Below are 13,947 nucleotides of genomic sequence, written 5' to 3'. Positions count from 1 at the left end.
CGATCGGCGTGCTCGCCGCCGCCCGCCCCGACCGGCTGATCGTCGTCGGTCCGGCGGAGCAGAGCGGGCGGGGCCCGCATCCGCAGGGGACGACCGGAAGCTTCGCGGGCTTCGGCGTGGACCTCGCCGTACAGCTGGGGAGCGGGGAGGCCAAGGACGGGGAGCTGCCGGCCTCGCTCGCCGTGGCCGCCTGGCTCCTGGAGCGGGCGCAATGGGCCGGGCACGTCGAAGGGCTCGGCGTCGGCGAGCCGCTCGCGCCCGAGCGCTGCTTGGAGGTCGGATCCGAACTGGCCGTCCGGGCCGAGCGCGTGGCGCTGCTCGTCATGGGCGACGGGAGCGCCTGCCGGACGCTGAAGGCCCCTGGCTACCTGGACGAACGCGCCGAGCCCTTCGACGCCGAGGCGGCCCGTGCCCTGGGGTCGGCGGACCTGCCCGCGCTCAGGGCGCTGGACGCGGAGCTCGCGTACGAGCTCAAGGCGGCGGGCCGTGCCCCCTGGCAGGTGCTTGCCGGCGCGGCCGAAGGCGCGGGCCTCAGCGGCACGCTGCTGTACGACGAGGCGCCCTACGGCGTGGGGTATCTGGTTGCGGCTTGGTCCTGACCGGCCGCCCTCTGTCCCGACCCACCCAACGCGTTGTCCTGACCCACCCCGCACGTGCTCAGACGGCCGCGGGGCGCATACGCCCCACGGCCGTCAGTGGTCGGCCCTGTCAGGCGGCCGGCGGAGTCGGCGTGCTCCCGCCGGCAGCCGGAGGTGTACCGGGCCCCTGCGCAGGAGGCGGCGTGCCCGTTCCCTGGGCGGGCGGCGACGTACCGGGCCCCTGAGCAGGAGACCCGTCGGAAGCGGCACCCGTGGCGGACCCCTCGGACAGCCGGTCAAGCGCGTCCTTCGCCTTGCCGGTACCCGACTGGATCTTGTCGCTGTACTTGCCCTTGGTCTTCTCGTCGACCGCCTTCGCGGCCTTGTCCAGACCCTGCTCGATCTTGCCCCCGTGCTCCTTGGCAAGGCCCGCGGCCTTGTCCTTGGCCGGGGCGAGCTTGGCCTTCAGCGTGTCAAGGAGGCCCATGGCTTTCGCACCTTCTTCGTCGGACCGCCGCGTGCGCGGACGGCTACTTGCGGGCGCCTTCGCCGGCCTCGTTGTCCGCCGCCTGCTCGGCCGACTGCTGCTTCGGGATCTCCACTCCCTCGGCGGCAGCTGTCTCGGCGCCGGCCTCCTCGGCCGTCCTGCCCTCCGGCTCCGGTGCGGCCTCGGCCTCGGGGGTGGCACCGGCCTCGGCGGCGGCCGCGGCCTCGGCTTCGGGCTCGGCCGTCAGAGTGGCCGTCGAACCCTCCGCCGTTGACGCGACCTCGGTCTCCTTGCCCTTGCGACGGAACCGTGAAAAAACGCCCATTTCTACTCCAAACCGTACTCGTGTGAGGGGAATCCCGCGCCGCCCGGTGCGTCTCCTTGTGACGTCCGGGTCTCCGGTCCTCGAAACCGGCGGCCGAAACCTCGCAACAGGCAACGAAGGGGAAGGCGTGGTGTCACGTAGCTCGTTCGAGGACTTGCCGGGCGCCTGCCAGACTGGTCCGGTGAGTACCGCAGCAGTCGCGCCCGCTACAGGGCCCCGTGTCATCGCCGTAGTCGGGCCCACCGCCGCCGGCAAGTCGGATCTCGGCGTCTTCCTCGCCCGGGAACTCGGCGGTGAAGTCGTCAACGCGGACTCCATGCAGCTCTACCGTGGGATGGACATCGGCACCGCCAAGCTGACGCCCGAGGAGCGCGCGGGCATCCCGCACCACCTCCTGGACATCTGGGACGTGACGGAGGCCGCCAGCGTCGCCGAGTACCAGAAACTGGCCCGCGCCGAGATCGACCGGCTGCTCGCCGAGGGCCGCTGGCCCGTCCTCGTCGGCGGCTCGGGCCTCTACGTGCGCGGCGCCGTCGACCAGCTCGAATTCCCCGGTACGGATCCTGCGGTGCGCGCCCGCCTCGAGGAGGAGCTCGCGCTGCGCGGCTCCGGCGCCCTGCACGCCAGGCTCGCCGCCGCCGACCCCGACGCGGCCAAGGCGATCCTGCCGAGCAACGGCCGGCGCATCGTGCGTGCCCTCGAGGTCATCGAGATCACCGGACAGCCGTTCACGGCGAATCTGCCGGGCCACGACTCCGTGTACGACACCGTGCAGATCGGCGTCGACGTCGCACGCCCCGAGCTGGACGAGCGGATTGCGCTGCGCGTCGACCGTATGTGGGAGGCGGGTCTCGTGGACGAGGTGCGGGCCCTCGAGGCCCAGGGGCTGCGCGAGGGCCGTACGGCTTCGCGCGCGCTCGGCTACCAGCAGGTGCTCGCCGCTGTCGCGGGGGAGTGCACCGAGGACGAGGCGCGTGCCGAGACCGTGCGCGCCACCAAGCGCTTCGCGCGCCGTCAGGACTCCTGGTTCCGGCGCGACCCGCGGGTGCACTGGCTCAGCGGCGCCGCGGCCGACCGCGGGGAACTCCCGGACCGGGCAATGGCGTTGGTCGAACGAGCGGTCACAGCCTGATCACGTGATGGCATCGGGACGCTCCGGCGGTCATCCGGGCCTGACCGCCCGTGCCATCATCAAGCTTCGATCGATCGTGGAGTCCAGTTGGGAGGGCGCGTGGCGATGGAGGCCGGCCCTCGCGACACCGCACATGAGGAGCAGGGGCAGCTGAGCCCCGATGGTCCGCAATCGGAGCCTGAGCAGGGAGTGAACCTGCCCGAGCAGGCGGACGAAGGCGGCGTGGTGCCCGACGGCCCCGATCCCGCCGAAGAGGCGGCCGCACTGGCCGGTTCCGAGGTCGAGGTCGAGCTGAGGCCGCAGCGCAAGCTCCGGATCTGGCAGATCGCGCCGATCGTGGTCCTCGCGACCCTCGGCTCTTTGATGTTCGCGTTCCCGCTCGCCTTCGAGTTCGGCGACGGCGGCGCGGTGGTGGCCATGCTCGGCCTCCTGATCAGCTGCTGCGCGGCCGGCTGGGGCGTGATGGCCGCCCGTCGCGTCGGTCACACCTGGCCGGGTCTTCCTGTCCGAGGCTCCGGACACCGTCCGGACTGGCGGGTCGTCCTGGCGTACACGGCGGTCGTCGGTGTGCTCGCCGTCCTGGCCGTGTGGCGGGTCGCCCGACTGCGCTGACCAGCGCGTCCCGGGTGCGCCGACCGCGGCCGGAGGAAGCGGGCGCCCACCCCGTACGATCGAGGGATGAGCATCGCCTTCCTCAAGGGTCACGGCACGCAGAACGACTTCGTGATCGTGCCCGACCCGGACAATGCCATCGAGCTCGGACCGAACGCCGTCGCCGTGCTCTGCGACCGGCGTGCCGGACTCGGCGGGGACGGGCTGCTGCACGTGGTGCGCTCGGCCGCGCACCCCGAGGCCCGGCACATGGCGGGCGAGGCCGAGTGGTTCATGGACTACCGCAACGGTGACGGCTCCGTCGCCGAGATGTGCGGCAACGGCGTACGGGTCTTCGCCCACTATCTGCAGCGCGCCGGGCACGTGGAAGCGGGCGACGTCGCCGTCGCCACCCGTGGCGGGGTCAAGCGCGTGCACATCGCCAAGGACGGCGATGTCACGGTCTCCATGGGGAAGGCCGCCTTCCCCGAGGAGCAGGCCACCGTCACCGTCGGCGAGCACAGCTGGCCCGCCCGCAACGTGAACATGGGCAACCCGCACGCCGTCGCCTTCGTCGACGACCTCGACCAGGCCGGCCACCTGTTCACAGCACCGCTCACGGCGCCCGCCGGGGTCTACCCCGACGGTGTCAACGTGGAGTTCGTCGTCGACCGCGGCGAACGTCATGTCGCCATGCGCGTGCACGAGCGCGGCGTCGGCGAGACCCGCTCCTGCGGTACGGGAGCGTGCGCGGTGGCCGTGGCCACGGCGCGGCGCGACGGGCTCGACCCGGCGGTGACCGGTGCCCCCGTCACGTACACGATCGATCTGCCCGGTGGACGCCTCGTGATCACCGAGCGGGTCGACGGAGAAATCGAGATGACCGGCCCCGCGGTGATCGTCGCCGAGGGTGAGATCAGTTCCGAGTGGTTCGAAAACCTTGGCGCCTGAACCTTCGCTCGAATGGGTGATCCGTTTCACGCTGGGCGAGAGCCGGTGAGCGGCGCGTGATGGGGTCGGTAGCATCAAGCACCGGCCCGGACGGCGCGGTTCATGTGTCAGCGGTTCATGCATCAGGGTCCGCACCATGGACGCGTCGCCCCGTTCACGAGGGTGCCGGTCGACGCAGCCGGAGGTGCACAGGATGAGTGCAGAGGCGACAGGCCCCGTAAGCCCGGGAGCGCCCCGCAAGCGTGTCCGGTCCCGGCTCGATCTGCGCCGCCTCGGGCGGGCCGCCATGCGCGGCTCCGCCTCGCGCGGCCGGCTGCCCGACGCCATCGGCCATGTGGTCGAGGCGCATCGCGCCCACTACCCCGACGCCGAGATCGACGCCCTGCGCCGCGCCTATGTCCTCGCCGAGTCCTCGCACCGTGGTCAGATGCGCAAGAGCGGCGAGCCGTACATCACCCATCCGCTCGCCGTGACCCTGATCCTCGCCCAACTCGGCGCAGAGACCACGACGTTGGTGGCCTCGCTCCTCCATGACACGGTCGAGGACACCGAGGTGACGCTCGATCAGGTGCGGGACGGGTTCGGCGACGAGGTCTGCTACCTCGTCGACGGCGTCACCAAGGTGGAGAAGATCGACTACGGCGCCGCCGCCGAGCCCGAGACCTTCCGCAAGATGCTCGTCGCGACCGGCAACGACGTGCGAGTGATGTCCATCAAGCTCGCCGACCGGCTGCACAACATGCGCACCCTCGGCGTGATGCGCCCCGAGAAGCAGGCCCGCATCGCCAAGGTGACGCGGGACGTCCTCATCCCGCTCGCCGAACGACTGGGCGTCCAGGCCCTCAAGACCGAGCTCGAGGACCTTGTCTTCGCGATCCTGCACCCCGAGGAGTACGCGAAGACCAAGGCCCTGATCGACGAGAACGAGCGCGGCCGCAACCCCCTGGCGGCCATCGCCGACGACGTGCGCAACGTGCTGCGCGAGGCCGATATCGAGGCCGAAGTCCTCATCAGGCCACGGCACTTCGTCTCCGTGCACCGGGTCCGCATGAAACGCGGCGAGCTGCGCGGCGCCGACTTCGGGCGCCTGCTCGTGCTCGTGAACGAGGACGCCGACTGCTACGGCGTGCTCGGCGAGCTGCACACCTGTTTCACGCCGGTGGTCTCGGAGTTCAAGGACTTCATCGCCGTGCCCAAGTTCAACCTCTACCAGTCGCTGCACACCGCCGTGGTGGGCCGCGACGGCGGCGACGTGGCCGAAGTCCTCATCCGTACGCACCAGATGCACAAGGTCGCCGAAGCGGGCGTCGTCGCCCTCGGCAATCCGTACGCGCAGCCCGTATCGGAGTCGGAGGAGCCCGCGCCCGACGGTGAACGCGCCGACCCCACCCGGCCGGGCTGGCTGTCCCGGCTGCTCGACTGGCAGCAGGCGGCACCCGATCCGGACACGTTCTGGTCCTCGCTGCGCGAAGAGCTCTCCCAGGACCGGGAGATCACCGTGTACCGCACCGACGGCGGCACGCTCGGGCTGCCGGCGGGCGCGACCTGTGTGGACGCGGCCTATGCGCAGTACGGCGAAGGCGCGCACTTCTGTATCGGCGTACGGGTCAACGACCGGCTCACCACGCTCAGTACGGCCCTGCGCGACGGCGACACCGTGCAGATCCTGCTCGCGCCCCGCGAGACCGGGTCCGGGCCCGATGCCGAGTGGCTGGACCACGCCCGTACACCGGCCGCCCGTATCGCGATCAAGAGCTGGTTCGCCGAGCACCCCGACCGCCGGGAGGCGCCCGAATCCGCCGAACCCAGGCCCGGCCTCACGGTCGCGGGCGCGCGGCACAGCGCGGCCAACGCGGTCGTCGATCTGCCCGGCGCCTCGGTCCGGCTCGCGGGGTGCTGTACGCCGGTGCCGCCCGATGCCGTCACCGGGTTCGCTGTCCGCGGCAACGTGGTGACCGTGCACCGCGTCGGCTGCCCCGCCGTGGGCCGGATGGCCGGGCTCGGTCGCGGGCCCGTCGGGGTGCGCTGGGTGGACTCTGCGTCCTGCCGTGTGACGCTCACCGCCGAGTCCTTCGGGCGCCCGCATCTGCTTGCCGACCTGACCGAGGCCATCGCGGTCGAGGGCGTCGCGATCGTCTCGGCGACGGTCGAACCGCCCACCGAAGGCCGCGTACGCCATACGTACACGCTGCAACTCCCCGACGCCGCACGCCTTCCGGGCCTGATGCGGGCCATGCGCAAGGTCGCCGGCGTGTACGACGTGAGCCGCGCGCAGCACCGGGCGGCGGCGACTTCGTAGTCTGGACGAGGGCCCCGTTCGAGTGGGTCGCGCTCGCGCCGTCGACGCCGACGCGGTGCGCGCTGATAGCCGTAATCCATGCTGCTCAAGCCCCGTCTCAAGGCCGCGCTCCTGGCCGCCGCCTCGCTTTCCCTGCTCGCCGCGAGCGCGCCCTCGCCCGCCGCGCCGCTCGGCATCGGCGACCCGCTCTTCCCGCACCTGGGCAACCCCGGTTACGACGTCCAGGCGTACGACCTCTCGTTCAACTACGGCGGTTCCAACCTGGATCCCCTCGACGCCGTCACGAAGATCGACGCGGTGGCCACCGATTCCCTCGACCGCGTCAACCTCGACTTCGCGCAGGGCGAGGTGCGTTCCGTCGAGGTCAACGGCGCCAAGGCGGCCTTCGCGAGCATGGGTGAGGATCTGATCGTCACTCCCGCCCGCGAGCTGCCCGCCGGCAGCCGGATGCGGATCACCGTGCACCACACCAGCGACCCGGTCCCCGACAAGCAGTACGAGGGCGGCTGGGTACGCACCGGCGACGGGCTCGTCATGGCGAACCAGGCGGATGCGGCGCACCTGGTGTTCCCCTGCAACGACCACCCCTCGGACAAGGCCCGGTTCACCTTCCGGGTGACGGCGCCGCGCGAGTACACCGCCGTCGCCAACGGGCTCGCCGCCGGGCGCGACAGGTCCGGGTCCGACACCACCTGGACGTACCGCACCGTGCACCCCATGGCGACCGAGCTCGCCCAGGTCTCCATCGGCCACTCCACCGTCGTGCACCGCAAGGGGCCGCACGGACTGCACGTACGCGATGTGGTGCCCACCAAGGACCGGGAGCTCTTCGAGCGCTGGCTGCGCAAGACGCCGGACCAGATCGCGTGGATGGAGCGGAAGATCGGGCGCTACCCCTTCGAGACGTACGGGGTGCTGATCGCCGACGCCGAGACGGGCTTCGAGCTCGAGACGCAGACCCTGTCGCTCTTCGAGCGCTCGCTGTTCACGCGGAGCGTGTTCCCCGAGTGGTACGTGGACTCGATCATGGTCCATGAGCTCGCCCACCAGTGGTTCGGCAACAGCGTCAGCCCGCGCACCTGGTCCGACCTGTGGCTGAACGAGGGGCACGCCTCCTGGTACGAGGCGCTGTACGCCGACGAGATGGCCGGGCAGTCGCTGGAGGACCGGATGCGCGACGCGTACCGGCAGTCCGACTCGTGGCGCGCGATGGGCGGGCCGCCGGCCGCGCCGAAGCGGCCCTCGCACGGCCAGAAGATCAGCATCTTCCGCCCGGTCGTCTACGACGGCAGCGCGCTCGTCCTGTACGCGCTCCGGCAGGAGATCGGCGCGAAGGCCTTCGACCGCCTGGAGCGCGCCTGGGTCGCGTCCTTCGCGGACGGGGTGGCCACGACCGCGGACTTCGTGCACCTCGCGTCCCGGGTCGCCGGACGGGACCTCTCCGGTTTCTTCCAGGGATGGCTGTACGGGGAGAAGACGCCGGTCATGCCGGGGAAGCCGCAGTGGAAGGCGGATCCGGTGGACTAGGGAACCAGGGGACCAGACCCCGGGCGGGGACTGAGACCCGCCCGGGGCGGGGAAAAGCCGGATGACGAGACGTCCCGTGCCGTGCGACCATCGATGCCGTCGACGTCGCACGGCGGCCCCGGGAATCCTGGGGCACCGGAAGTCGTTGACCCAAGCGTGGGAGCCGTACGAACCTTAGGCCCCGCATCCATATCGACGTAAAGGATCCACTTGACCTTCTCTTCCCCTTCCCAGGACGCGCAGGACCCGCAGGACCAGACCACCCACCTCGCGCCGAGCCTCCCCGAAGGACTTCGGGCCGAAGCCCTGATGGAAGAGGACGTCGCCTGGAGCCAGGAGATCGACTCCGCGCGGGACGGTGAGCAGTACGACCGTTCCGAGCGGGCGTCCCTGCGTCGCGTGGCGGGTCTGTCCACCGAGCTCGAGGACGTCACCGAGGTCGAGTACCGCCAGCTCCGTCTGGAGCGCGTGGTCCTCGTCGGTGTCTGGACCGACGGCACCCTGCAGGACGCGGAGAACTCCCTCGCGGAGCTCGCCGCACTCGCCGAGACGGCCGGTTCCCAGGTGCTCGACGGTGTCTTCCAGCGCCGCGACAAGCCCGACCCGGCCACGTACATCGGCTCCGGCAAGGCCCTGGAGCTGCGCGACATCGTCGTGGAGACCGGAGCCGACACCGTGGTCTGCGACGGTGAGCTCAGCCCCGGCCAGCTCATCCATCTCGAAGACGTCGTCAAGGTCAAGGTGGTCGACCGGACCGCCCTGATCCTCGACATCTTCGCCCAGCACGCCAAGTCCCGAGAGGGCAAGGCGCAGGTCGCGCTCGCGCAGATGCAGTACATGCTGCCGCGGCTGCGCGGCTGGGGTCAGTCGCTCTCCCGGCAGATGGGTGGCGGCGGCGGTGGCGGCATGGCCACCCGAGGCCCCGGTGAGACCAAGATCGAAACGGACCGGCGGCGGATCCGCGAGAAGATGGCGAAGATGCGCCGTGAGATCGCGGAGATGAAGACGGGCCGCGACATCAAGCGCCAGGAGCGCAAGCGCAACAAGGTGCCGTCGGTGGCCATCGCCGGCTACACCAACGCGGGCAAGTCCTCGCTGCTCAACCGTCTGACGGGCGCGGGTGTGCTGGTGGAGAACGCGCTGTTCGCCACCCTCGACCCGACCGTCCGCAAGGCGGAGACGCCGAGCGGCCGGGTCTACACGCTCGCCGACACCGTCGGGTTCGTACGGCATCTGCCGCACCACCTCGTCGAGGCGTTCCGCTCCACGATGGAGGAGGTCGGCGAGTCCGACCTGATCCTGCACGTGGTCGACGGTTCGCACCCGGCGCCGGAGGAGCAGCTCGCCGCCGTACGCGAGGTGATCCGGGATGTCGGTGCCACCGACGTCCGGGAGATCGTGGTGATCAACAAGGCGGACGCGGCGGACCCGGTCGTCCTGCAGCGCCTGCTCGCCAACGAGCGGTACGCACTGGCCGTCTCGGCCCGTACGGGCGAGGGCATCGACAAGCTGCTCGCGCTCATCGACGCCGAACTGCCGCGCCCCTCGGTCGAGATCGAGGCGCTCGTGCCGTACACGCAGGGCGCGCTCATCGCCCGCGCGCACGCCGAGGGCGAGGTCCTCTCCGAGGAGCACACGGGCGAGGGCACGCTGCTCAAGGCGCTGGTGCACGAGGAGTTGGCGGCCGAGCTGTCGACGTTCGTGCCGGCCAAGGGCTGAGGTACCACCGACAGATACGGCAGAAGGCCCGCCTCCCTTTCGGGAGGCGGGCCTTCGCTGCTGCCGGGACCTACTTGTCGCCGTACTTCTCACTCATCTGCAGGAACAACTGCTCGGCGCCCTGGCCGAGTTGCGGTCCCGCGAGCCAGCCCGCGCTGCCGGCCGGGCCGATCGAGGTGTTCGAGACCAGGTACGTCTTCTTGTCCGGCTTGACGTGGAACCAGCCGCCACCGGAGGAACCGGCCGTCATGGTGCAGCCGATCCGGAACATCGTCGGCGCCGACTGCGTCAGCGAAAGGCGCACCGGCTTGTCCAGGCACTTGAACATCTGCACACCGTTGAACGGCGGAGCCTGCGGGTAACCCCAGGCGCCCATCGTGCCGATCTCGGTCGCGGAGGGTGCGTCGAAGTCGACCGGCAGCGCCGTGCCGATCGTCTCCTCCAGGGACTTGCCGCCCTGCTCGGGCTGCACGTGGAGCACGGCGTAGTCGTACTCGTACGAGGCGCCGGCCGTCGCCGCCGTGGTGCCGTCGATCCACTCACCGGAGGTCGAGACCCAGTCGGCCCAGAACTGGCCGTACGGGGCGATGTCCTGAGCGCCCGCGTTCTGCAGCTCGGCCGGCGACTTGCCGTCCTTGTTGTACGCGGGGATGAACGCGATGTTCCGGTACCAGCCGCCCTCGGCGCCGGCGTGCACACAGTGACCCGCGGTCCACACGAGGTTGGACTTGCCCGGGTTGTTGGGGTCCTTGACGACAGTGCCGGAGCAGACGGCCGCGCCTTCAGGAGTGTCGAAGAAGATCTTGCCGACCGGAGCGGCGTGCTTCCAGTACGGCTTGTTCTCCTCCTGCGCCTCGACCGAGGCCGGCTCGGGGTCGGTCACGCCCGCGTCGCTGCTGGAGGCGGCCTTGGTGTCGATCGTCTGGACCGGGTCCTTGGCGTCCTCCATGCGCTCAGGCTTCCAGAGGTCCTTGATCACCGGGTTGACGAAGTCCTCGGCCTCGCGCAGCCACTGGTCCTTGTCCCAGTTCTTCCAGCCGCCCTTCTTCCACTCGTCCAGATCGATGCCGTGCTTCTTGAGCCGGTCGGTCAGGTCGGCGGGGATCTCCGGGAGGTCGTCCGAGCCCGTGTCGGCGCCCTGCGAAGTGGACGGCTTGTCGGCCGCCTTCGGGTCGTCCTCGCCGCCGCAGGCGGTGAGCGCGAGCGCCGAGACAAGGCCTATCGCGGCCAGGCGCACGGCGGTTGGTCTGATGGAACGCATGGTGGTGTGACCCCCGTTGAGTGGCGATTTCTGTCATGGATGCGTCAGAGTGCGACGCGGATGCGTCCGCCTCCAGGCACGAGAACCCACTATGCACGGTGAGTTGTGGGTGCACGGCGGCGGGTGGGTGAAGATATCGGCAGGGCGCGCTCCGTCCCGGAACGGAGGAACGCGCCCCGCGTCAGGGCCTCAGCCGGCGAACTTCTCACTCACCGCGTCGTAGATCCCCTTGGCCTCCTCGCCGAGCCGCGGACCGGCGAGCCAGCCCGCCGTCACCGGGCCGATCGAGGTGTTGGAGACCAGCGCGGGCTTGCCGTCGGCGCCCTCGGCGACCCAGCCGCCGCCGGACGAACCACCGGTCATGGTGCAGCCGATGCGGTACATCGTCGGGTCCTCGGCGGTCAGCGAGAGCCGGCCCGGCTTGTCGGCGCAGGCGAGCTGGCGCTGGCCGTCGTAGGGCGGAGCCGCCGGGTAGCCGGTCGCGGTGATCGACTCGATGCTGGACACGGCCGGTGCCTTGAACTCGACCGGAAGCGCGCCGCCCACCGTCTCCTCGAGTGACTTGCCGTTGTCGTTCTCCGGCTTCACATGCAGCACGGCGAAGTCGTACGGAGCGCCGGCGCCGCCCGTCGGGCCGCCGGTCTCGATCCACTGCTGCGAGGTCTGCGCCCAGTCGGCCCAGTAGAGACCGTGCGGAGCCATCTCCTCCTTGGGCGCGCCCTCCAGCTCGGCGGCCGACTTGCCCTCGTTGTTGTACGAGGGCACGAACATGATGTTGCGGTACCAGCCGCCCTCCTTGCCCGCGTGCACACAGTGGCCCGCGGTCCACACCATGTTCGACTTGCCCGGGTTGGCCGGGTCCGAGACGACCGTCGCCGAACAGACCATGGAGCCCTCGGGACCGTCGAAGAAGAGCTTGCCGGTGGCCGGGGAGGCGTCCGTGTAGGGCGTGTTCAGGGCTGCGGCCTCGACCGGCGCCGGGGTCGGATCGGTCTTGCCCTGGTCACCGGAGATGTCGTCCTCGACCGGCTTCGCGGGCTGCTTGTCCGCGTCGCGCATCCGGTCCTCATCCCACAGATCATCGATGATCGGGTTGATGAAGTCCTCGGCCTCGCGCAGCCACTGGTCCTTGTCCCAGTCCTTCCAGGCGCCGTCCTTCCACTGATCGAGATCGATCCCGTGCTCCTTGAGCCGGTCCTTGAGACCGTCGGGGATCTTGATGCTGTCGTCGGTGGCGGTCGAAGGCGGCTTGTTCGCCGCGTCGTTGCCGTCGTCGCCGTTGCAGGCGGTGGCCGTGAGCGCGAGGGCCGCGCAGAGCGCGAGCGCGGAGAGGGGAGTGCTGCGACGGCGTGCCGTGGTGCTGCCCGCGCCCCTCCTCGCGCGTACGGCGTGCAGCGGGCGTATGGGTCGCATATCCGGATCTCCCCCTGGTCGGGCTGTGCTGGCTGTTCTTCTGGCTGTGCTGGCTGTACTGGTGGCTGTGCCGGCTGCTCTGGCGGTTGTTTTCGGCGCCCGCACCGGGTGTCGGAGCCGGTAACGGTGCCGGTCTCGTTTCTCGGATCGGGCGGCAACCACCCTATGCCGGTGCCATTGGGGACTTCCGACGGATCGGCAACGGTTCCGTCACGGCAAGGATCTTCCGTACGCCCGTGATCCCCCGGCCCCCTCGTCGTTGGTACGTACGGGGGATACGCGAACAGCGTTCAACTCCCCTTATGTCCGCGGATATCGACGCCGTACCGCCGGTTGGTCCGGCTCTTACGACGGCCGTGTTCCGCGTCCGCACACCGCCGCACCAGGGGAGGACCGAACGCCGTGGCCGTGACCGAGCCGACGGTGAGCGCCGACGCGCCGCCGTGGAGGGACGGGGGAGGGGTGCCCCTTGCGCGGCAGGGCTCCTTCGGTGAGGGAGCCGCGGCCCATGGGGCCGAGGGGATTCTGCGGCGGCAGTCGTCGCGGGAGTCGTCGGCGCGCACCTATGCGCGGTCCCTGCCGATCGTTCCCGTACGGGCCCGTGGACTGACCATCGAGGGGGCGGACGGGCGGCGTTATCTCGACTGCCTGTCCGGCGCCGGGACGTTGGCGCTCGGGCACAACCATCCGGTGGTGCTCGAAGCGATCCGCGACGTCCTCGACTCGGGGGCGCCGCTGCATGTCCTCGACCTGGCCACACCGGTCAAGGACGCTTTCACCACCGAACTGTTCGCCACGCTGCCGAAGGAACTGGCCGACCGGGGGCGGGTGCAGTTCTGCGGCCCCGCCGGGACGGACGCGGTCGAGGCCGCGCTGAAACTGGTGCGTACGGCGACGGGGCGCAGCGGGATGCTCGCGTTCACGGGGGCGTATCACGGGATGACCGCGGGGGCCCTGGAGGCCTCGGGCGGTGCTCAGGACGTACGGGTCACCAGGCTGCCGTTCCCGCAGGACTACCGCTGTCCGTACGGGGTGGGCGGCGAGCGGGGCGCCGAACTCGCCGCGCACTGGACCGAGTCACTGCTCGACGACCCCAAGTCCGGGGTGCCGCTGCCGGCCGGAATGATCGTGGAACCGGTGCAGGGTGAGGGCGGGGTGCTGCCCGCGCCGGACGGCTGGCTGCGGCGGATGCGCGAGCTGACCGCCGAGCGGGGGATTCCGCTGATCGCCGACGAAGTGCAGACGGGGGTCGGGCGCACGGGGGCGTTCTGGGGCGTGGAGCACAGCGGGGTCGTGCCCGACGTGATGGTGCTCTCCAAGGCCATCGGCGGCAGCCTTCCGCTGGCGGTCCTCGTCTACCGCGACGACCTCGACGTCTGGGAGCCGGGCGCGCACGCGGGCACCTTCCGCGGCAACCAACTCGCCATGGCCGCGGGCGCGGCGACCCTCGCCTACGTCCGCGAGAACCAGCTCGCCGCGCGTGCGGAGGTGTTGGGGGCGCGGATGCTGGCGCAGTTGGGGGAGCTGGTGGGGGCGTATGGGTGTGTGGGGGATGTGCGGGGGCGGGGGTTGATGATCGGGGTGGAGTTTGTGGATGCGGAGGGGGGTGTGGGGTCGGCTGGGCGTAGCCGCGGCCTCGGCCTCGGCGGGCCGCGGGGTGCGGC

Annotated in this window: 12 protein-coding genes; 8 read left to right on the top strand and 4 right to left on the bottom strand. The window is 70.9% G+C overall.

The window, feature by feature from the left end; translation table 11 throughout:
* A partial coding sequence (locus ABT367_RS37030) for a class III extradiol dioxygenase subunit B-like domain-containing protein (RefSeq protein WP_352257791.1) occupies window positions 1-599 on the top strand: 599 nt, incomplete at its 5' end.
* Between the two features lie 109 nt (window positions 600-708).
* On the opposite strand, the gene ABT367_RS37025 is transcribed toward ABT367_RS37030, so the two are convergent.
* Both ABT367_RS37025 and ABT367_RS37020 read right to left on the bottom strand, forming a co-directional pair.
* Window positions 709-1,065: an antitoxin gene (locus ABT367_RS37025; RefSeq protein WP_352257789.1), complete on the bottom strand. Its 357-nt coding sequence runs from the start codon at window positions 1,063-1,065 to the stop codon at window positions 709-711.
* Between the two features lie 43 nt (window positions 1,066-1,108).
* Window positions 1,109-1,390, bottom strand: a complete 282-nt coding sequence (locus ABT367_RS37020) for a hypothetical protein (RefSeq protein WP_352257788.1) — start codon at window positions 1,388-1,390, stop codon at window positions 1,109-1,111.
* A gap of 181 nt (window positions 1,391-1,571) precedes the next feature.
* Between ABT367_RS37020 and miaA the strand changes: the two genes are divergently transcribed.
* From miaA to hflX, 6 genes are all read left to right on the top strand, one after another.
* Window positions 1,572-2,522: a tRNA (adenosine(37)-N6)-dimethylallyltransferase MiaA gene (gene miaA / locus ABT367_RS37015; RefSeq protein ID WP_352257787.1), complete on the top strand. Its 951-nt coding sequence runs from the start codon at window positions 1,572-1,574 to the stop codon at window positions 2,520-2,522.
* A 105-nt stretch (window positions 2,523-2,627) separates the two neighbouring features.
* Window positions 2,628-3,134, top strand: a complete 507-nt coding sequence (locus ABT367_RS37010; RefSeq protein ID WP_352257795.1) for a hypothetical protein — start codon at window positions 2,628-2,630, stop codon at window positions 3,132-3,134.
* A gap of 66 nt (window positions 3,135-3,200) precedes the next feature.
* A complete protein-coding gene (dapF, locus tag ABT367_RS37005; protein ID WP_352257785.1) occupies window positions 3,201-4,064 on the top strand; it encodes a diaminopimelate epimerase in 864 nt (287 codons plus the stop codon).
* Between the two features lie 193 nt (window positions 4,065-4,257).
* Entirely contained in the window at window positions 4,258-6,363 is a 2,106-nt protein-coding gene (locus ABT367_RS37000; protein ID WP_352257783.1) for a RelA/SpoT family protein, read from the top strand.
* A gap of 78 nt (window positions 6,364-6,441) precedes the next feature.
* Window positions 6,442-7,890, top strand: coding sequence for a M1 family metallopeptidase (locus tag ABT367_RS36995; RefSeq protein ID WP_352257781.1), 1,449 nt, complete (start codon window positions 6,442-6,444; stop codon window positions 7,888-7,890).
* Between the two features lie 210 nt (window positions 7,891-8,100).
* A complete protein-coding gene (hflX, locus tag ABT367_RS36990; protein ID WP_352257779.1) occupies window positions 8,101-9,609 on the top strand; it encodes a GTPase HflX in 1,509 nt (502 codons plus the stop codon).
* A gap of 70 nt (window positions 9,610-9,679) precedes the next feature.
* Here hflX and ABT367_RS36985 read toward each other — a convergent pair whose 3' ends face one another.
* Window positions 9,680-10,870 carry a trypsin-like serine peptidase gene (locus ABT367_RS36985; protein WP_352257777.1) on the bottom strand — a complete coding sequence of 397 codons (1,191 nt, stop codon included), beginning with the start codon at window positions 10,868-10,870 and terminating at the stop codon, window positions 9,680-9,682.
* Between the two features lie 189 nt (window positions 10,871-11,059).
* Complete coding sequence (locus ABT367_RS36980; RefSeq protein ID WP_352257776.1) at window positions 11,060-12,283, bottom strand: trypsin-like serine peptidase; 1,224 nt, start codon at window positions 12,281-12,283, stop codon at window positions 11,060-11,062.
* 402 nt (window positions 12,284-12,685) lie between these two features.
* Here ABT367_RS36980 and ABT367_RS36975 point away from each other — a divergent pair.
* Window positions 12,686-13,947: diaminobutyrate--2-oxoglutarate transaminase family protein (locus tag ABT367_RS36975; RefSeq protein ID WP_434975624.1), on the top strand; the 1,262-nt coding region annotated here is incomplete at its 3' end.

It is taken from the genome of Streptomyces mesophilus, from assembly GCF_040300965.1.
Taxonomy (GTDB): Bacteria; Actinomycetota; Actinomycetes; order Streptomycetales; family Streptomycetaceae; genus Streptomyces; species Streptomyces mesophilus_A.
Note: the sequence above shows the minus strand (reverse complement) of the source record. Positions and strands in the feature narration are given on the sequence as shown.